We start from the raw sequence: 19,032 nt of genomic DNA on the forward strand, positions 1-19,032 counted from the left end.
AAACCCATGGTAACCCTATTTGAAAATCCCCTGCGGGTCGGATTACGCCAAGAGCGCACCCCAGAACCACTGATTCTAGTGATTTTTGGTGCCAGTGGAGATCTCACCCAGCGCAAGCTCATTCCCTCCATTTATCAACTGAAACTGGAACGCCGTCTGCCCCCAGAACTCACGATTGTTGGTGTGGCGCGTCGCGACTGGAGTGATGACTATTTTCGCGAGCATCTGCGCCAAGGGGTCGAGGAATTTGGCGGCGGCATTCAGGCGGAACCCCTGTGGCAGGAATTTGCCCAAGGCCTGTTTTACTGCTCTGGCAATATGGATGATCCCGCCGCCTACACCAAACTGAAAACCCTCTTGGCCGAGCTGGATGAAAAACGCCAAACTCGCGGCAATCGCGTCTTTTACCTTGCGGTCTCACCGAGCTTTTTCGTTGAAGCGATTCAACAACTAGGGGCAGCCGGTCTATTGAGTGATCCCCAAAAGCATCGCCTCGTCATTGAAAAGCCCTTTGGCCGCGATCTCACCTCTGCCCAAGTCCTCAATGAAGTGGTGCAGTCGGTGTGCAAAGAGGAGCAGGTTTACCGTATTGACCACTACCTCGGCAAAGAAACCGTTCAAAACCTGATGGTGTTTCGCTTTGCTAATGCTATTTTTGAACCCCTCTGGAACCGCCAGTACGTAGATCATGTGCAGATTACCGTTGCCGAAACCGTGGGGGTTGAAGACCGCGCGGGCTACTATGAAACTTCGGGTGCTCTGCGGGACATGGTGCAAAACCACATCCTTCAGTTATTGGCCTTGACCGCCATGGAACCCCCCAATGCCCTCGATGCCGATAGTCTGCGCAACGAAAAGGTGAAGGTGCTCCAAGCCACCCGTTTAGCAGATTTGGATAATCTCGATGCCTGTGCTGTCCGCGGCCAATACCGAGCCGGCTGGATGAAGGGCAAACCTGTGGTGGGTTACCGCGAAGAACCGGGGGTGAGTCCCACCTCCACCACCCCCACCTATGTGGCACTCAAACTGGTGATTGATAACTGGCGCTGGCAGGGGGTGCCCTTTTATTTGCGCACGGGTAAACGCTTGGCAAAAAAAGTGACGGAAATCTCGATTCAGTTTCGCGATGTGCCCCTGCTGATTTTCCAGTCGGCCGCCCGCCAAACTAACCCCAATATTCTAACAATGCGTATCCAGCCGAATGAGGGGATTGCCCTGCGCTTTGAGGCAAAGATGCCCGGTGCAGATCTGCGCACGCGCACGGTGGAAATGGACTTTAGCTACGGCTCCTCCTTTGGAATGGCAACGGCGGATGCCTATGCGCGGCTCTTACTGGACTGCATGCTCGGGGATCAAACCCTGTTTACCCGGGCAGATGAGGTGGAAGCGGCTTGGCGGGTGGTGATGCCAGTGCTCAGTGCTTGGGATGCCCCTACGGATCCAGACACGATTCCCACCTATGAAGCGGGGACATGGGATCCCGATGCCGCAGAAGCGATGATTAATGCCGATGGTCGGCGGTGGCGGCGACTGTGATCTTTATCCATCATGGGAAGAGATGGGAATCAAGGCCGAACTTCATTCACAGATAGGTACCTAGGTATGGCAACTGAATCAACTCCCCTCGTAGCGCTCCAAGATCCCGTGGATGTCTCGTTAGATGATATTGAGCAAAGTTTGCGGCAAATTTGGCTCAGCCATGGCGGAGATGGTACGGCGCCAGCAGCAGTGCGGGCAACCACCTTTACCCTAGTTGTCTATGAGGCGGATGATACCCAACAATTGCTAGCGGCCTTGGGCTACTACACAGGCCCCATTGATGGTATCCTTGGCCCCCGCATGCAGTCGGCGATTCGTGCTGCTGAAAAGAATCACAACTTGCCCTTGACGGGTCGAGTCACGCCCCAACTGCGGCAGGCCTTGCAGGCAGAATATGCTCAGGGAACCCCTCGGGGCGATCGCTATGCGGTAGATATGCGCGGTAGTGGCATTGCTGACGCGATCGCCAGCCAAAATCCCTGTCGGGTGATTGCCCTGTGTCCTACCCTTGGCGAAGATACGGGAATTACTGCTCAGGTGGCGGCCTACTGCCCGATTAACAAAAAGATGCGCAGTTCCCTCGTTTGCTGTGAATACATTACCCTCAAGGGCACCCATAGCGCCTTCCAGCGGGTGGAACCCCTGTTGCAGTCTTTAATCATTCGCGAACTCCCCCGCTTTTTGTGGTGGAAGGGGGACTTGTTCAATAACTTTGAGTTGTTTCAAACCCTTGCGCCCCAATTTAGCCGCGTGATTGTGGATTCCAGTGAATTTCTCGATCCGCTGCGGGGCTTGCGGGCGATCGCGCCTTTGCTGGAGCAGAACCTTCCCCTCGCAGATTTGAACTGGCGCCGTCTGGGGGCATGGCAAGAACTGGCCGCCGAAGCCTTTGATCCCCCCGAACGCCGTTTGGCCATTCAGGAAATTGATCAGGTGGTCATTGACTACGAAAAGGGCAATCCTGCCCAAGCTTTAATGTACCTTGGCTGGTTAGCTTCCCGGCTTCAGTGGCAGCCGCGCCAGATCCGCCACGAGTGCGGTGACTATGATGTCTATCACGTGGAATTGGTGGCCTCCGATCAACGGTTGATTAAGGCAGAATTAGCAGGTATTCCCACGGGTGATGCTGGCCTCGTGCTGGGGGATTTAATTGACCTCAAACTCACCTCCTCCAATCTCCAAGCCGATTGCTGTACAATCATTTGCTCAGAAACCCGTGGCTGTATGCGCATGGAGGCCGGGGGCAGTGCTCAAATGTGCCGTACTTATCATGTGTCTCCCCTGAGTGATCTCACGGCTGAGGTGCTCTTGAGTCAGGAACTTCAGCGCTGGGGACAAGACTTCCTCTACAGTGAGAGTTTTGCCGTTGTGGCTCAGATGCTAGCCTTGATGCCCTAGCATGAGATCCCATGACTGAAGATTTTCGCCTTGTCATTGACCTCAGTGTGGTACTGGGGGCAGCGGCAGTGGGGGGTGTGTTGGCGGCTTTGCTGCGACAACCGATCCTGCTGGGCTACCTTTTGGCCGGTATGTTGGTCGGGCCAACGGGCTTGGGACTCCTCAAGGAAGTACCCCAGGTGGAAGGTTTGGCACAACTGGGGGTGGCCTTTTTGCTCTTTGCCCTAGGGGTGAGCTTCTCCCTCGGTGAAATTCGCAAAGTTCAAGGGGTTAGCTTGGGGGGCAGTGCCCTGCAAATTCTCCTGACCATTGCAGTTACAACGCTCATTTCCGTTGGGGTTGGCTGGGTAAGTTCCCCCAATCAGGGGATTTTCCTCGGTGCTGTCCTCTCCCTCTCGTCAACAGCAGTGGTGCTGCGCAGCCTCATGGATCGCAATGAGCTGGAGTCGATCCAAGGGCAAATTATGCTGGGCATCTTGGTGGTGCAGGATCTGGCGGTGGGCTTGATGATTGCCGTCTTACCCGCCCTGAACAAGCCCCCAGAGGAGTTGGGACTTGCCCTCGGCCAAGCAGTCTTGACCATTGCTTTGATTGCCGTGGGGGCGATCGCCGCTGGGATGTGGTTGCTGCCGCCTCTGCTACGGCTACTGGCCAAAACAGAAAGTCGTGAGCTTTTCCTTTTAGGCGTCGTTGCCCTCTGTTTGGGAATTGCCCTGCTGACCCAGTATTTGGGGCTTTCGATTGAGATTGGTGCCTTTATTGCCGGTCTGATGATCTCCGAGGTGGAGTATGCCGATCAAACCCTCGATTACGTGGAATCGATCCGCGATGTCTTTACCACGCTCTTTTTTGCTTCCATTGGTATGCTCATTGATCCAGTGTTTCTCTGGCAGCACTTGGATCGCATTATTGAACTGGTGAGCCTAGTGATTCTGGGTAAATTCCTGATCACCACCCCCATTGTCAAGCTCTTTGGCTATTCGTGGAAAACGTCGTTACTGGCGGGGATTGGGCTGGCTCAGATTGGGGAATTTTCCTTTGTACTGCTGACAGCAGGGCGGGGCTTGGGGTTGGTGTCCCAACAAGTTTATCTGCTCACCCTCGGCACGACAGCAGTGACGTTGCTGGTGACGCCCTTTTTGTTAAAGCTGGTGCCTGTGCTGTTGGAACTGCCCCTACTGCGCCGTATTCTCAAGGAAGATGAAATCCTCGACATGGATTTAACGGGGTTGCCGCAGCGGAATCATGTGATTGTCTGTGGCTATGGTCGCGTCGGCAAGAGTGTGGTGAAGCTGCTCCAGAAACAAAATTATCCCGTGTTGGTCATTGAGCAAAGTGAAACGGTGATTAACGAAGTGCGCGATGCCCAACTGCCCTACATTTACGGCAATGCTGCTAGTACCACCATTCTGGCCAAAGCAGGCGTCGATCAAGCCCTTGGTATGGCGATCGCCCTCTCGGAGAGTATGAGTACCCGCCTCTGTCTCAAGCGTGCCCTAGAGTTTGCCCCGGAACTGGATGTTATTGTGCGCGCCAATAGCGATCGCGACATTGAGTTGCTTTATCAACTGGGGGCACGGGAGGTGGTGCAGCCCGAGTTTGAAGCCAGTCTGGAGTTGGCCGCTCATCTATTCTTTACGCTAGGCATGGGTGAACGCCACATTCAGCAGCAGGTACAACAGGTGCGCGACAGCCACTACGCCAATTTGCGCGGCGATACTCCCCCTGAGGGAACCGCCCGTCTCCTGCGGCAAGCGGCTCAGGATATGAATAGTCGCTGGCTGACCGTCCCTGAGGATTCCCCCATTCGGGGCATGAGTCTTGCGGAAATTCAACTGCGCCAGTTGACGGGGGTGACTCTGTTGGCCATTGTCCGTGCCGATGGTACTGAGGTGGATTATCCCAGTGGTGAAACCTGTCTGCAGGGGGGCGATCGCCTCCTGATTGTTGGTCAGCCAGCAGAGTTTGAAGCTTGTGAAGCCCTGATCAATGGCCGTGTCAGTGTGCCCCAAGGGGAAACCTTGTTTCTTTGGATCATGTTGCCCAAAGAGATTGGCGAACAACATCGCACCATTGCCGATCTGCATCTGCCTGAGACCATCACCATCCGTGCCCTGCGGCGAGAGGGAACGCTGCTCTTGGAACCCAAGGAGGACTGTCCCCTAATGGCGGGCGATCGCCTCCTTCTCACTGGCTCTATGAATGCCCTACAGCGCATTGGTGATCAACTGCAAGCGCGATCCACTCCGCTGCCACCGTGAGCACGCAGTAGCGAGCACCGTGGGGATACTGATGTTCCTTGACTATAGCTAGAAAACTCACCCCAACGTGCCCCAAATGATCTTCTATTCAAGCCCAACAGCACCGCCAATCTCATTTAGCCAGACTTAAGAAACTCTATTATTATTACTAGCCAAATTAGCTTTGGCTTCTGTTAACAAGAGTCAACCCCTAGTATAATCTTATAAGAAAAATCATTCCTTCTCCAAAAAAGCAGATACAAGAAGTCATGTTACTAAATCAATTTTTTTTAAGAGGAATTAGGAAAACGATCAGGGCTATTAGACTGTTTCTGATTGCACCGGCAAGAAACCCAATTACAAAACTTGAGTCTTACCTATACTTGCCCTACATAGAAAAGAATGCAAACATACTTCAGTTTGATCGGGATATTAATAATATAGTAGATATCCCTATGAGACAGAAGTGTTGAAAGATAGTTTGAGAGGCTAGAAAAAAGGGAAGAAATGTCATATTCTTCCCTTAAAAGAAGAAGAAAAAATCAATTTACTATGGCATCTTTTGCAACTCTTGTCAAGTCCATTCTCAATCGGCTCAGCCCCTGTGACTACCCCGTGCTGAACTCTCAATTGTTCTTCAAAATCTGGTTGACCTACGTTCTCGACCAAGGGTTAACCAGTATGAGAGCCTTATTTTATCGCTTGAATCATGCAGGGATTACAGTGGATATGTCCACGTTTTCCAAAGCCAACAAAACTCGGACAACCAGCTTATTTGAGGGGATTTACACTCAACTGATGTCTCAAGCTCAAAAGAGACATCGTACTTCAAGCATGACGCTGTTTCCTATCGATTCAACCATCATTACCCTGACCAGTAAACTCTTTTGGTTCTATAAATATCATCAAGTGAAGTTACTTACGGGATTTGATTTAACAGAGAACATCATGGGTAAAGCGGTGATTTCTTTTGGGGAGAGACATGACCTGAGCTTTCAAGAGGAGATTCTAGAAATGATCCCTGAGAATGCTGTTGTAATCATGGATAGAGGGTTTGCGAGCTGGCAATTTTTAGAGCGACTAAGTGAGAGGAAGTGCCCATTTGTTGTACGTATCAAGAATAACATGAGAATGAAGCTCAATCATGAGAGATATCGCGTGGTTCAATTTTTTGACGAGAATCAAACGGAGTTTCGTATAGCGACAAATCTAAAGGAGCTGAGTGATGAGGAAGTGAGTGAGTTATATCGGCATCGGTGGGCGATTGAGAACCTATGGAAATTTCTGAAGATGCATTTATCATTAGACAAGTTGATTACGAAGAGTTTGAACGGGGTGATAAATCAGATTTATATGGTTTTAATTGCCTATTTAATTTTAGAGCTGGTGGAGATACCTGAATACTTTGGGAAGAAGCTATTAGACAAATTGCGATATTTGCAACTGGAACTCAGTCGTCGCTGCTCAATAGTGCATTGGAGCTTTGATTGGCAGCCAGAGCTACTGGTCACTTAAAATGTTAAGTTTTGTTGCAGAATTCAACACTTCTGCCTATGAGAGCTTGCTATCACTTAGTTCCAGAAGAATTTTCACAAAATTCACTCTACGGTATATCCAAAACAATCAAGCAGTACGCTGGCATTCAGCCTAAAAAAAAGCTTCTGGCGCCTATCGAACATGGTTGTTATCTAGATGATTCCGGAGCACCTGACGATGATCCCTTTGCAAGGGCAATTATTACATTCAGTGAGTTTAGAAAAGAAGTTATTTCAAAGTATACAGAGAGGAAATTATTACCTATAGGGCCATATATACATTACGCAGAGTTAATCGATATTGAAACACTAAAGGATTACAAGAAAAAACTTGGAAAAACGCTACTATTTTTCCCTGCACACTCAACTCATCTAATTAAAACTTCATTCAATCATTTACAGGCTATCGAATGGCTTAGAAGAGTATCAAAGGATCATCAGTTTGAATCAGTACTTATTTGTTTTTACTGGAAAGATTGCCGTCCTGAAATTGTAGAACTCTACCTGAATGCAGGGTTTCACTGCACAACAGCAGGTCACATTTATGATTGGAATTTTCTGAATCGTCTTAAATCAATCATTTGGCTGTCAGATGTCACTGCTTCTAACGCTATTGGTACTCACATTGGGTACTGTATTTACATGAATAAACCCCATTGGCTATTTGAACAACAGATAATCTGTACAGCAGATGTTCTGATCAACATTCCCTTGAAAATCAGGGTAGAGAATGGTATAAAATCTTATCAAGAAAGAAAAACATATCAATCAATTTCATCACATTTAACAAATTTATTTCGCGATATCTCACTGAGTGTTACACATGATCAGTATGAAGCCTGTAACTATTTTTGGGGATTTAACTGTATCAAGACAGCAGAAGAAATGAAAAGAGAATTGACTCCATTAATTGAATAAAATTGAGTAACCCCGATAGTGACAAACGACTGTTTCTTTTCTTGAGGTAGCCATTCCAAAACAGCGTCATCGGCAAGATAGTAGTGGATTGTTTCTTCTACAGAGATTTTGGCACGACCATGGACTTTGGCGGCGGTAGCCGTTGTCAACCATCCACTCCACTGCCACCGTGAGCACGCAGTAGCCAACGCAACTGATAAACATATCGCGTGGTCGTTGCCACTTCTCGGGCAAATTGTTCGCTTTCCAGAACCCCCAAAGCAGTGCCAATCACGGGGATCAACTCGCCACTCAATTCTTCGCTCAACATCACTAATGCGCGACTCAACACCGCCTCCACCGTGTTGTCAGTAAAGACCTCAAAGGCACTGTCTTCCAAGAGGCCGGCGATCGCCCCCCGTTCACTGTCCTCAGAAGGATGCAGCAAACTCAACAATAGATGCTGACGTTCCTTGGCAGTGCCGGCAAAACTGATCCCCAATGTGCCCCAGATGATGTGCTGTTCAACTGTGGTCTCACTGCCAAAGCCATAGCACAAGCCCACCGCTTGAATCGTTTTGAGACCCAACAGCAGAGTTAACCCCACATCCACCAGTTCGCCCAGAAAGTCAAAGGGAGCAGTGATCAGGGCTTCCAAGGCAGCGTTGGTCAAGGCCGCACCGGCAACCCTAGCTTGCAGGCGATCGCACACCTCTAGGGGTTGATCCTTGAGATCCTGCCAATGATCGACTGGCATCCGAGTGTTCCCCAATCGCTGTTTCAGGTGTTGCCAAGCCTGATCACTATTGGCTAGTAGGCGATCGCCCGCCTTACGCAGAATCGCTAGATGTTCAGGGGACAACATCCGACTGACATGACGCTCGACTGTGGCATTGACCGATTGCACCGCCTGTTGCAGAGGGTTCGTTTCTTCCCGCAGCCACGCACTGATTTTTTTAATTTGTTGCCGCTCATAATCCGTAAGAGCAAGATTGCGGGTCATCGTGGCCACACCCGGGGATAACAAACCGTAAGATGAGAACCTTGCTCCTGCCGCAGCAATTGCCAAGCCACCACAAACCAGTGCTGTAATCCCGCCATGGAGTGACCGCGATAGCGACAAACCACTCCACGAATCAGGGCACTGACCTAGGGCGCGCCAAGCCTCGGCATTCATGCTGCGGAAGGGCAGTACGAACGGCAGAGGCACCCTATAATAGGGAATCCCTAATCCCAAATCAAGGTGAAATCCATTACAAAGTTAGGCAACAGGGGCTCTCCTGAAAGACAAGGGGGATGCTCCAAAACCTGCACAGCTTGCCCAGATCGATAACAGTAAACCTGTCGCATTTCGGGATCAACTAACCAACCCAGTTGGGCACCATTGTCCACATACTCCTGCATCTTGGCTTGGAGGGCAGCCAAATCATCCGTTGGTGACTTGAGTTCCAACACAAAATCAGGACAGATGGGGGCAAAGCGGCGCCGTTGCTCAGGCGTGAGGCGTTGCCAGCGACTTTTTTCAATCCAAGCAGCATCAGGGGAGCGAATGGCGCCATTGGGCAAACGGAAGCCAGCGGAGGAGTCAAAGGCTACACCCAGCTTTGTTTGTTGGTTCCAGTGCCATAACTGGGAACTGAGACTGAGGTTTTGACGGCTACTTTCACTGCCGGCAGGCGCCATGGCAATCAATTCTCCTTGGGCGCTACGCTCTAGCCGTAGCTCAGGGTTACTACGGCAAAGTTGCTCGAAGGCTTCATCAGTTAATTCAATCGTGGGACGCAGGTTCAGAGCAATCATGGGTTTGTTTTGCAAAAAAGGGAGCTTTTGGACAAGGGAGATGCTTGCCCGCTTCCCCAACTGGGTTGCCAGAAGTATACAGGGGAGCTTGATGTCTGACATAGGACAACTCTAGTTCAGACGGCCACACGGTTCTAGCCCTCCACCGCCGTTAGGGATTGCCGCTGCTGTTGCACTTGGAGATAGACCAAAAGGGCATTAATATCTGCCGGGTTGACCCCACCAATACGGCTGGCTTGACCAATGGTGAGGGGGCGGATGGCACTGAGTTTTTCCCGTGCTTCCATCGAAAGGGTGGGGATGGCAAAGTAATCCAAATCCGCAGGGAGCGGACGCTGGTCTTGACGGGCAATCTGCTCAATTTCCCGTTGCTGCCGTTCAATGTAGCCTGCGTACTTAATGGCAATTTCAACCGCCTCTTTCTCTTGGGGGGTCAGATCAGGATTGCCAAGGCCATGGCGATCTAATAGGTCGTAATGTACCCCCGATCGCCGCAGCAACTCATCAAGGGCAATGGCACTCTTAATCGCTTGACCTGTTGCAGCCACAATCGCTTCGCCCACGGGTTCATGGGCTTTAATGCGCGTCATTTGCAGGCGTTGGGTCTCCGCCGCAAGGCGCTGTTGCTTTGCTTGAAACACTTGCCACTGGGCTTCACTCACCAAGCCAATCTCATACCCCAAGGGGGTGAGCCGCTGGTCAGCATTGTCCGATCGCAACACCAAGCGATATTCCGAGCGGCTGGTGAGCATGCGGTAGGGTTCCCGCAGTTCCTTCGTGCACAGATCATCAATCAGGGTGCCGATGTAGCTCTCTTGGCGTGGGAAGGTGATCATCGGTTTCCTCTGAACAAAGCGAGCCGCATTGATCCCGGCCACAATCCCTTGGGCGGCGGCCTCCTCATAGCCGGTGGTACCGTTGATTTGCCCGGCACAAAACAGCCCCTGAATCTTTTTCGTCATCAGGGTGGGAAAGCACTGGGTTGCCGGCAAGTAGTCGTATTCCACTGCATAGGCCGGACGCAGCATGATGCAGTTTTCTAGCCCCGGCAGGGTGCGCAACAGTTGCAATTGCAGCGGTTCCGGTAGCCCCGTGGAAAAGCCTTGGATATAGAGTTCTGGTGTATCGCGGCCTTCGGGTTCAATGAAAATTTGATGGCTTTCTTTGTCAGCAAAGCGGACAATTTTATCCTCAATGCTGGGGCAGTAGCGGGGGCCTTTGGCATCCACCCAACCGCCATAGACGGGCGTCAGGTGCAAATTCTCGCGAATGAGTTGGTGGGTAGCAGCGGTGGTGCGAGTCAAGTAGCAGTTCATTTGGGGTCTTTCCACCCATGCGGTGGGGTCAAAGCTAAACCAGCGTACCTGCTCATCTGGGGGTTGCGGTTCCATCTTGCTGTAGTCCACCGATCGCCGATCTACCCGTGCGGGCGTTCCTGTTTTCAGGCGATCCACCTCAAAACCGAGCCGTGCTAAGGTTTGGGAGAGTCCCTCAGCAGCAAATTCGCCAGCCCGACCAGCGGCCATGGATTTATTTCCCACCCAAATGCGGCCACCGAGGAAGGTTCCCGTTGTCAGGATCACTGCTTGACAGCGAAAGGCGACGCCAAAGTAGGTTTCAACCCCAATCACCGTGTCATTGGCATCAAGGACTAAATCCGTGACCATGCCTTCGCGCACCAGCAAGTTGGGCTGATTTTCCACCACCTGCTTCATGACGGCGCTGTATTCGCGCTTATCGGTTTGCGCCCGCAATGCCCAGACCGCTGGCCCCCGTGAGGCATTCAGGAGCCGCTTTTGCAGATAAGTGCGATCGGTCACACGCCCAATTTCGCCTCCGAGGGCATCCACCTCGTGCACCAGTTGCGATTTGGCCGGCCCACCCACGGCAGGATTACAGGGCTGCCAAGCAATTTTATCGAGGTTGAGGGTCAGCAAGAGGGTACGACAACCCAACCGTGCCGTTGCCAAGGCCGCTTCACAGCCGGCGTGACCGGCACCAACAACAATGACATCAAATTCATCCTGAAACGCAGGCAGCGTTGACATAGCGATTGCACCCTAGGCTAGCGATGGTTTAGAAGAATGTGGCGCTACTGGAGAACCCCGATAAGAGTTGGACAATAAATTGCAAGAGGAAGAAGGCAATAATCGGCGAAAAGTCAAGGCCGCCGATGGGGGGAATCAGACCACGAAAGATATTCAGGTAGGGATCCGTTAACTGACTGAGAATCGAAAAGGGCGGATTGTACCAGTTGATATTGGGAAACCACGACAGCAGAACCCGAATCAGCAGCACAATTAAGTAGATCTGCAAAAAGTTCGCAATCCCCATCAATAGAATGGGCAATACAGGTGCCTCGGTCATTGGTCTTCCCCTTGCAAATTCAAGTGCATCCCTTATTGTACCAATGCTGGCAAGAAGCTAGCCCCAGCGGTCATTCTCCCTCGCTAGACTAGGAAATAGAAGTTTCTGCATGCATTCCCATAAAGTTATCGCTGTGCCCCTGCATAGGGGAGCGATCGCCAAAGGATAAAGAGATAGAGGCCTGTCCGACAGCGGCTTTGACTGTTTTGGGCGGGTTCCATCCTTGGGAAAAGGGCTGTATTCTGGATGGCGGCGTTTTCATTGACATTCAACTGAAGTTCAGGGGTTCAATATGTTACAGATGTCGGCCACGGGTCATACACTGGTGGGCACCTATGCCCTGATTGGATTTACCATCTCTGGCCTATCGTTTTTGCGGGCTTGGGTACAGCGGCAGTACAAGGGTTCTGTGCAACGTTTGAAGGAAGAGTGCGATCGCCTGCATAGGATTGTCAGCGAACAAGCCCAGCGCATCGAAGGGCTAAAGGAACTGGTCAGCCGTAGTGAACAGGAGCGCGATCGCCAGCGCCAAGAAATTGAGCAATTGCGCTCAGAGGTGGAACGGCTGCAAAACCGCTGTCAAGAGCTAGAAGACCAACAACAGCAACTACACACTCAAGTTAGTGACTATCGCCAACAGGTGGTGGAATTGACGCATGCCCTCAACACTAGCCAAGCGGAAAACGAAGCCCTACGGGACAATTGCGATCGCTATCGCCAAGAGCTAGAAACCGCCTACCAGCGCAGTAGCAGCCTCGAAGAAGAATACGCCAGTCAAACGGCGACATTGACTGCTTCTCTGACCACGATTGAAGCCACCTGTCGCGAAAAAGAGGCAGAACTGGCGGCCTGTCATGCCACAGTCAGCGAGCGCGATCGTGAAATTGACGAGCTACACCATGAAATTGCAGATCTCAACCAAGAAGTCGAGCAGCTTCAGCAAACCATTGACCACCTGCAAACGCAAAAACAAGGAGCAAATATCTACGCTCAGTGGCTGACATGGCTCAGCAGCACCGTGGCGATCGCAACTCTAGTACTCAACCTTGGGCCTTGGAGTCCCCTGTGGGCAGCCGTCTATTCTCACCTGCCCATGTTTTCCTAGAGATTCAAATTGTTCGCTATAGTTTGCTGATACTAGGGGGCATAAAACTGCCCCTTTTTTATTTGCGGGTTAAAACAAACTAAGCTGAACATAGGGATTTGACAGCTTTTCTATAGCAAATGGAATTAAGTTAGAAAGAGGATAAATAAACGCATCTTCTGTAAAATCTATTATTTCCTTAGCGATAAAAGACCGATCAAAGAATTTCAACATTCCGCGTTGCTGAGGGTTATTAATTTCGTTATAAAAGTTTGTTGTTGCAAAGCAAATAATCGGAACTACTGACGATCGATAGGAGATATTGTATTTTTCGCATAATTCAGGGCTATGTAGAGCAACTTCCATTAGGAGTTTCCACTTATAAGTTTGAGCCGCCCTTTCCCTTAAGGATGTTTTAAGAGACAAAATGATATAGCTTTCAGGTGTATGTTTCTGCTTAATATTATTATTTGCATAAATCACAATATCCATATCTGGTTTTTGCACTTCATTTTGGATATTGATATTAATTGACTGCCTGAAATTTGGAACACTTGATAGCTGAGATGTTATGAACATCCATTCAGGTATGTTTTTGCAACACTTGTTAACAAGAAAGATGTAAATTAAGGCGTTTGAAAAAGCATTGCCAGCAATGCTCTTTATTGCTTGATTTTTATTCTCTATTTTCCCCTGTTGAACCTTTTGATCTAAAAGTATTTCCACATCAATCTGAGAAGCTCGTATGATGTCGTGTAACTGGTTAAGCACTAATAGCCATGCTTCCTTAATGTTTTTCTGACTAGCAACCCATTGATTAATTCTCTTAACAATAGGCTTCATGTAATACTTATTGCCTGAACATATCTTTCTTAAAACTTTCTTTTCCTGCTTGCTTAAAACCTTGAATGACATATCTGAACTAAAAGAGCGTAAGCTGCCTAGTTTGTTTTAATAATTTTCCCTGCTTTAGGGATTTTAATATCTCATCAGCAATAACTTTCACCAACGGCACCACAACTGAATTGCCAAACTGCTGGTATGCCCTTGTATCACTCACCACAATTTTGAAAGAGTCGGGAAACCCCATTAAGCGGGCACATTCCCTTGGCGTCAGGCGGCGGGGATTCTTGTTTTCTTGGGGAATGAGGATTTCCGAGCCATCTTTGTAATACCTTGCGCTTAATGTTCGGGTTACTCCCTCTAAATCAACTAGACCATAGCCAAATCCATTACCACGGGCACGATGCTTTTCAGCATAGTTTTGCAAATACTGCCACAGATGATTGCTCAACGTATATTTAGCATCTACTGACGGTTCCAGAATATCCCTAACTCTATGTTGCTGAATTGGCAATTGAGGAAATGTAAATTCAAGGGGTTCTCTAAAACCCACAATAAAAATCCTTTCTCGATGCTGAGGCACAAAGTGAACGGCGTTGATGACTTGGTAATAGATGTAGTATCCCAAATCATTTAGAATTTCTTGAATCCTTTGAAAGGTTCTACCGCGATCGTGGCTTTGAAGATTTTTAACATTTTCTAGCAAAAAAGCCCTAGGACGTTTATCGTTGATGATCCTCGCAATTTCAAAAAATAGATTGCCTTGAGTCGGGTGCTGAAAACCATGATTCATTCCTAGGGCATTGTGCTTGCTGACACCCGCAATGCTAAAGGGCTGACAGGGAAAACCCGCTAATAATATGTCATGGTCAGGAATCCTCTCCGAGGGGATTTGAGTAATGTCTCCTGCTGGCACTTCGCCAAAGTTTGCTTCGTAGGTTATTTGGGCAAACTTATTCCACTCTGAGCTAAAAACACAGCAACCACCTGCTTGGCTAAAACCGAGCCGCATGCCACCGATGCCAGCAAATAGATCAATGAAGGTTGGCTGCCCCATAGCAGTCTAGAGTTAGGTGTCGTCTTTATTTATCCTAAGGCCTAGGTATTGGCACTTAACCATGTGATGGCTTCCCGTAGCCATGCCTCTGGATCGCTATTCTTGGCGAGGGTGCTCGTTTGGCCGATGGCAGTGAGGGCGGCTTCAATCTCGCGATCGCTATAACCCAAGGCTAAAAGAGTCAACTCCAGTTCTTCACGCATCGCTTCCGTGGGCAGGCCAGCGGGAGCCGTTGTTAACCCCGTTTCCTGTCGCCAAGCACTCAGGGCGGCTTTCAGTTCCAAGGCAATGCGCTCAGCGGTTTTATTGCCGACTCCGGGCGCGCGGCTGAGACGACGGGTATTGCCACTCACAATTGCCTGCACGAGTTCTGGCAAAGGTAGGGTATCCAGCAACGATAGCGCCATCTGTGGCCCAACCCCATTGACACGGATCAAACGCAAAAAGAGATCCCGCTCCGCTGCCGAAGCAAAGCCATAGAGGAGCATCTGATCCTCACGGACACTGAGATGGGTAAAAATCTGCACCACCTCAGCACTCGGCGGGTATTGCCGCAACAGATGGGATGTGACCAGTAAGCGATAGCCGACCCCATTCACCTCTAGGATCAGGGCAGAGCGATGGCCACCCTCCGATTGATGGGCAACAACGGTTCCTCTGAGGTAGGCAAACACAGTCTGTTCCTGCTCGCAGACGATTGGAAATGGGTGAGCCAAGCCGATGATGAGATTCGAACTCACGACCGCTCGATTACGAATCGAGTGCTCTACCACTGAGCTACATCGGCATTCAAAGCATTATTTATGCTAGCACGATCGCCCCTAGGACGGGCAGGGCAATGGCAAAATTTTTGCGATCGCGCGCTTGTGTGCATTTGCCCCAAGGGTTACAATAGACGATTGTGTTAATTAACGAGTTAAGAAAATCACTTGGCAAACGTCGTCGTTGTTGGTGCCCAGTGGGGCGATGAAGGCAAGGGTAAAATCACCGATCTCCTGAGCAAGTCTGCCGATGTGGTAGTCCGCTATCAGGGCGGTGTCAATGCAGGTCACACGATTGTCGTCAAAGACCAGACCCTAAAATTGCACCTGATTCCGTCAGGGATTCTCTACCCTGATACCCAGTGCATCATTGGCGCGGGAACAGTGGTGGATCCGAAGGTGCTCCTTGAGGAACTCGAACAACTGGAACAGTTGGGGGTGAGCACTGAGAATCTGCTGATTGCAGAAACAGCCCATGTGACGATGCCCTACCATCGCCAGTTGGATATTGCTGCTGAGGAACGGCGTGGCTCGCGGCGCATTGGTACCACAGGACGCGGCATTGGCCCCACCTATGCCGATAAATCGGAGCGCACGGGGATTCGCATGCTGGATCTGCTGGATGCTGATCAGTTGGCCGCCAAGCTGGAGTGGGCGATCGCCCAAAAGAATTTGATCCTCGAAAAGCTCTACGGACTGGCTCCCCTCGAACCGCAGCCGATCATTGAAGAGTACTGTGCCTACGGTGAGCGCCTGCGATCGCACATTGTCGATGGTTCCCTCGTGCTGGATGATGCCATCCGCCGGCGGCGCAACATTCTCTTTGAAGGTGCCCAAGGTACTCTTTTAGACCTTGACCATGGCACCTATCCCTACGTCACCTCCTCAAACCCTGTGGCCGGGGGTGCTTGTGTTGGGGCGGGGATTGGTCCAACGATGATTGACCGCGTCATTGGTGTGGCCAAAGCCTATACCACGCGGGTCGGCGAAGGGCCTTTTCCGACGGAACTGCTGGATGAGGTGGGAGAACTCTTGGGCGATCGCGGTGCTGAATTTGGTACCACAACTGGACGGCGCCGCCGCTGTGGCTGGTTTGATGCCGTGATTGGCCGTTATGCGGTGCGCATCAATGGTCTCGACTGCTTGGCAATTACGAAGCTCGATGTTCTCGATGAGCTGCCAGAGATCAAAGTCTGTGTTGCCTACGATATTGACGGTGAGCGCTGCGAACACTTCCCCAGCAATGCCCTCAAATTTGCCCGCTGTCGTCCCATCTATGAAACCCTGCCGGGGTGGCAGCAATCCACCCGTCATTGCCGCTCCCTTGACGATCTGCCCAAGGCGGCATTGAACTATCTCAAGTTTTTGGCTGAAATTATGTCTGTGCCCATCGCCATTGTCTCGTTGGGGGCAGAGCGCAGCCAAACCATCATTGTTGAGGATCCGATCCATGGTCCGAAACGGGCACTCCTCAAGGATGATGGCACCCAAGTCCATCCCGTTTTATCTTAATTGGAGTTGCAGCAATGTCTCGTTCCTTAGCTATTGAGGGGCACCTACGCCCTGCCGATGCTAAACCCAATGCCCTACGCCGTGAGGGCAAAACCCCTGCCGTCCTCTACGGCTCGACGATTGAGTCTTCGATTTCCTTGGTGGTGGATACCCATGCCGCCGAATTTTTGGTGCGGGATGCCCGTCCCCAGAAAACCCCGATCCAGCTTTCGATCCCCGATTTGCCGTGGCAGGGAACGGTGGTGCTCCAAGAGGTGCAAGCCCACCCCGCCAAGGATACCCTCTATCACCTCTCCTTTTTAGCCAAAGCTGAAAACTAGGCTGCGAGGGGGAATTTGCTATAGTGGGGATATGTTAAGTGATTGTTAACAATGCCAGCCACGCTACTTCGTTCTGCGGATCTTGCCCACCTTAGCTATTCCCCCGAAGGCGATCGCTTTGACGGCTCTTGGGAATCTCCCCTCGCTACGCTCCTTGGCCTTGGGCGGGCGGCTGGCGCTGATTTTGTCGAGATTTTCCTTGAGCGCAACCATTACCTCAGTACCCTTGTCGAGGACGATCGCCTGACGAGTGTCTCCCCTCGCTTGAGTTTAGGGGCGGGTATTCGCGTTTTTCGCGGTACCAGTGATTGCTACGTGAGCACCAATGACCTCAGCTTCAAGGGGTTGCGGGCGGCTCTAGAGAAGGCTTTGGGCTTAATGGGGTTGCTCTTACCCAGTCCGCAAGCTTACGTGCCTGAAATCCACCTTGAATTGCTGCGGGACTATGCCCAAGGCCGCAAGGAAGGCTGGCTGGCTAGCTGTAGTTCTATTGCTGAAGTGGCCGATATTCTGCTGGCGGGGAGCGATCGCCTACGCCAGAAAACCCAGCATCTGCAATCCCGCCGCCTCAGTTATTTTCGCGATTGGCAAGAGGTAATGGTGGCCGCTAGTGATGGCACCTTTGGTCGCGATATTCGCCTCACCCAGTCAGCAGTGGCCTCTGTTCTCTGTGCGGATGGCGAGCACCGCGCCTCTATTGGTGAGCGCAATGGCGATACCAGTAATCCAGACTTTTTGCGTCAGTGGGACTACACCACCTTGGCCGATACCGTTGCCGAAGCGGCGGGCAAAATGCTCTATGCTGACTATGTGGAATCGGGTACTTACCCGGTGATCATGGCCAACCAATTTGGGGGGGTGATCTTCCATGAAGCCTGTGGTCACCTCTTGGAAACCACTCAAATTGAACGCGGTACGACCCCCTTTGCTGATAAAAAAGGCGAAAAAATTGCCCATGAAAACTTGACCGCTTGGGATGAGGGAATCACCAGCGGTGCCTTTGGCAGTATTGATATGGACGATGAGGGGATGCCGACGCAGCGCACGTTGCTGATTGAAAATGGCATCCTTAAGAATTTCCTGAGCGATCGCGCGGGTTCGATGCGCACAGGGCACCCTCGCACGGGCAGTGGCCGCCGCCAAAGTTATACCTATGCCGCCGCTTCGCGGATGCGCAATACCTACATTGCCCCCGGTGAATACCGTGTTGAGGACTTAATTACCTCCATTGATCGCGGCATTTACTGCAAACGCATGGGGGGCGGTAGTGTTGGTGCCACGGGGCAATTTAACTTTGCCGTTGAGGAAGCCTACTGGATTGAACATGGCCAAATCAAACAGCCCCTCAAGGGAGCCACACTGATTGGCGAAGCCGAGGAAATCATGCAGCGAATTTCAATGTCTGCCAACGATCTCGCCCTTGCCCCCGGTTTCTGTGGCTCGATTAGCGGTAGTATCTACGTCACTGTTGGTCAACCCCACATTAAAGTCGATGCCATTACCGTCGGTGGCCGCTAAACTGATTACCTGCGGTTATGGATTTGAGTAGAAATACCTAAAGATTTTATATGTGAACTTTTGTGACTCTCGCTACATTATCATGGAGGAAGAAGGGGAGCTCAGGCAGTGCAGCTTTTTGATCGCCCTCACCGCTTTGTGTGCACCTTGACTTCTCTTCT

Annotated in this window: 17 protein-coding genes and 1 tRNA gene; 9 read left to right on the forward strand and 9 right to left on the reverse strand. The window is 50.8% G+C overall.

The features are described 5' to 3' along the window. Window positions 1-6 precede the first annotated feature (6 nt). The 5 genes from zwf (at window position 7) to M0646_RS00910 (ending at window position 7,630) form a co-directional block, all read left to right on the forward strand. Window positions 7-1,536, forward strand: coding sequence for a glucose-6-phosphate dehydrogenase (zwf, locus tag M0646_RS00890; protein WP_286626186.1), 1,530 nt, complete (start codon window positions 7-9; stop codon window positions 1,534-1,536). Window positions 1,537-1,602: 66 nt separating this feature from the next. Continuing rightward, a complete protein-coding gene (opcA, locus tag M0646_RS00895) occupies window positions 1,603-2,937 on the forward strand; it encodes a glucose-6-phosphate dehydrogenase assembly protein OpcA (protein WP_149817288.1) in 1,335 nt (444 codons plus the stop codon). Between the two features lie 11 nt (window positions 2,938-2,948). Further along, window positions 2,949-5,198, forward strand: a complete 2,250-nt coding sequence (locus M0646_RS00900) for a cation:proton antiporter (RefSeq protein ID WP_286649765.1) — start codon at window positions 2,949-2,951, stop codon at window positions 5,196-5,198. 486 nt (window positions 5,199-5,684) lie between these two features. Next, window positions 5,685-6,692 carry a transposase gene (locus tag M0646_RS00905; RefSeq protein ID WP_399373867.1) on the forward strand — a complete coding sequence of 336 codons (1,008 nt, stop codon included), beginning with the start codon at window positions 5,685-5,687 and terminating at the stop codon, window positions 6,690-6,692. Window positions 6,693-6,730: 38 nt separating this feature from the next. Continuing rightward, window positions 6,731-7,630 (forward strand): hypothetical protein, encoded by a 900-nt coding sequence (locus M0646_RS00910; RefSeq protein WP_286626189.1) that lies wholly within the window; start codon window positions 6,731-6,733, stop codon window positions 7,628-7,630. 145 nt (window positions 7,631-7,775) lie between these two features. Here M0646_RS00910 and M0646_RS00915 read toward each other — a convergent pair whose 3' ends face one another. The 5 genes from M0646_RS00915 to M0646_RS00935 form a co-directional block, all read right to left on the reverse strand. Continuing rightward, the gene (locus M0646_RS00915) at window positions 7,776-8,612 is read right to left on the reverse strand and encodes an EcsC family protein (protein ID WP_190278140.1); all 837 of its coding nucleotides are present in this window, start codon (window positions 8,610-8,612) and stop codon (window positions 7,776-7,778) included. Beyond that, a complete protein-coding gene (locus M0646_RS00920; protein WP_255451688.1) occupies window positions 8,609-8,737 on the reverse strand; it encodes a hypothetical protein in 129 nt (42 codons plus the stop codon). The genes M0646_RS00915 and M0646_RS00920 overlap by 4 nt, the downstream gene beginning before the upstream one ends. Window positions 8,738-8,836: 99 nt before the next feature. Continuing rightward, a complete protein-coding gene (locus tag M0646_RS00925) occupies window positions 8,837-9,409 on the reverse strand; it encodes a Uma2 family endonuclease (protein ID WP_149817296.1) in 573 nt (190 codons plus the stop codon). 134 nt (window positions 9,410-9,543) lie between these two features. Continuing rightward, complete coding sequence (gene mnmG, locus M0646_RS00930; protein WP_286649766.1) at window positions 9,544-11,457, reverse strand: tRNA uridine-5-carboxymethylaminomethyl(34) synthesis enzyme MnmG; 1,914 nt, start codon at window positions 11,455-11,457, stop codon at window positions 9,544-9,546. A gap of 28 nt (window positions 11,458-11,485) precedes the next feature. After that, window positions 11,486-11,776 (reverse strand): YggT family protein, encoded by a 291-nt coding sequence (locus M0646_RS00935; RefSeq protein ID WP_149817300.1) that lies wholly within the window; start codon window positions 11,774-11,776, stop codon window positions 11,486-11,488. 292 nt (window positions 11,777-12,068) lie between these two features. Between M0646_RS00935 and M0646_RS00940 the strand changes: the two genes are divergently transcribed. Further along, window positions 12,069-12,881 carry a hypothetical protein gene (locus M0646_RS00940; RefSeq protein ID WP_149817302.1) on the forward strand — a complete coding sequence of 271 codons (813 nt, stop codon included), beginning with the start codon at window positions 12,069-12,071 and terminating at the stop codon, window positions 12,879-12,881. Window positions 12,882-12,950: 69 nt separating this feature from the next. Here M0646_RS00940 and M0646_RS00945 read toward each other — a convergent pair whose 3' ends face one another. The 4 genes from M0646_RS00945 to M0646_RS00960 all read right to left on the reverse strand — a co-directional run bounded on the left by M0646_RS00945 (window position 12,951) and on the right by M0646_RS00960 (window position 15,547). Next, the gene (locus M0646_RS00945) at window positions 12,951-13,703 is read right to left on the reverse strand and encodes a BsaWI family type II restriction enzyme (protein ID WP_286626196.1); all 753 of its coding nucleotides are present in this window, start codon (window positions 13,701-13,703) and stop codon (window positions 12,951-12,953) included. Between the two features lie 79 nt (window positions 13,704-13,782). Further along, window positions 13,783-14,760 carry a DNA (cytosine-5-)-methyltransferase gene (dcm, locus tag M0646_RS00950; RefSeq protein ID WP_286649767.1) on the reverse strand — a complete coding sequence of 326 codons (978 nt, stop codon included), beginning with the start codon at window positions 14,758-14,760 and terminating at the stop codon, window positions 13,783-13,785. 41 nt (window positions 14,761-14,801) lie between these two features. Next, window positions 14,802-15,434 carry a Holliday junction branch migration protein RuvA gene (gene ruvA, locus M0646_RS00955; protein WP_149821573.1) on the reverse strand — a complete coding sequence of 211 codons (633 nt, stop codon included), beginning with the start codon at window positions 15,432-15,434 and terminating at the stop codon, window positions 14,802-14,804. A 41-nt stretch (window positions 15,435-15,475) separates the two neighbouring features. Next, a tRNA-Thr gene (locus tag M0646_RS00960) sits at window positions 15,476-15,547 on the reverse strand. 142 nt (window positions 15,548-15,689) lie between these two features. On the opposite strand from M0646_RS00960, the gene M0646_RS00965 reads away from it, so the two are divergent. From M0646_RS00965 to M0646_RS00975, 3 genes are read left to right on the forward strand one after another with little or no spacing between them, the layout of a single operon-like run. After that, entirely contained in the window at window positions 15,690-17,033 is a 1,344-nt protein-coding gene (locus M0646_RS00965; RefSeq protein WP_149817309.1) for an adenylosuccinate synthase, read from the forward strand. A gap of 14 nt (window positions 17,034-17,047) precedes the next feature. Further along, window positions 17,048-17,353 (forward strand): 50S ribosomal protein L25, encoded by a 306-nt coding sequence (gene rplY / locus M0646_RS00970; RefSeq protein ID WP_286626200.1) that lies wholly within the window; start codon window positions 17,048-17,050, stop codon window positions 17,351-17,353. A gap of 51 nt (window positions 17,354-17,404) precedes the next feature. Further along, on the forward strand, window positions 17,405-18,871 hold the full coding sequence (locus M0646_RS00975) for a TldD/PmbA family protein (RefSeq protein WP_286626201.1): 1,467 nt from the start codon (window positions 17,405-17,407) through the stop codon (window positions 18,869-18,871). Window positions 18,872-19,032 lie beyond the last annotated feature (161 nt).

Origin of the sequence: Thermosynechococcus sp. B3 (assembly GCF_030323045.1) — a bacterium.
Taxonomy (GTDB): Bacteria; Cyanobacteriota; Cyanobacteriia; order Thermosynechococcales; family Thermosynechococcaceae; genus Thermosynechococcus.

Excerpts from the sequence above, each read along its gene's own strand:
- opcA (WP_149817288.1), top strand. The coding sequence starts at position 1,603 with ATGGCAACTGAATCAACTCCCCTCGTAGCGCTCCAAGATCCCGTGGAT.
- M0646_RS00945 (WP_286626196.1), bottom strand. The coding sequence starts at position 13,703 with ATGAAGCCTATTGTTAAGAGAATTAATCAATGGGTTGCTAGTCAGAAA.
- M0646_RS00900 (WP_286649765.1), top strand. The coding sequence starts at position 2,949 with ATGACTGAAGATTTTCGCCTTGTCATTGACCTCAGTGTGGTACTGGGG.
- zwf (WP_286626186.1), top strand. The coding sequence starts at position 7 with ATGGTAACCCTATTTGAAAATCCCCTGCGGGTCGGATTACGCCAAGAG.
- mnmG (WP_286649766.1), bottom strand. The coding sequence starts at position 11,457 with ATGTCAACGCTGCCTGCGTTTCAGGATGAATTTGATGTCATTGTTGTT.
- M0646_RS00915 (WP_190278140.1), bottom strand. The coding sequence starts at position 8,612 with ATGACCCGCAATCTTGCTCTTACGGATTATGAGCGGCAACAAATTAAA.
- rplY (WP_286626200.1), top strand. The coding sequence starts at position 17,048 with ATGTCTCGTTCCTTAGCTATTGAGGGGCACCTACGCCCTGCCGATGCT.
- M0646_RS00940 (WP_149817302.1), top strand. The coding sequence starts at position 12,069 with ATGTTACAGATGTCGGCCACGGGTCATACACTGGTGGGCACCTATGCC.
- M0646_RS00935 (WP_149817300.1), bottom strand. The coding sequence starts at position 11,776 with ATGACCGAGGCACCTGTATTGCCCATTCTATTGATGGGGATTGCGAAC.
- M0646_RS00905 (WP_399373867.1), top strand. The coding sequence starts at position 5,685 with ATGTCATATTCTTCCCTTAAAAGAAGAAGAAAAAATCAATTTACTATG.
- M0646_RS00975 (WP_286626201.1), top strand. The coding sequence starts at position 17,405 with ATGCCAGCCACGCTACTTCGTTCTGCGGATCTTGCCCACCTTAGCTAT.
- M0646_RS00925 (WP_149817296.1), bottom strand. The coding sequence starts at position 9,409 with ATGATTGCTCTGAACCTGCGTCCCACGATTGAATTAACTGATGAAGCC.
- M0646_RS00910 (WP_286626189.1), top strand. The coding sequence starts at position 6,731 with ATGAGAGCTTGCTATCACTTAGTTCCAGAAGAATTTTCACAAAATTCA.
- dcm (WP_286649767.1), bottom strand. The coding sequence starts at position 14,760 with ATGGGGCAGCCAACCTTCATTGATCTATTTGCTGGCATCGGTGGCATG.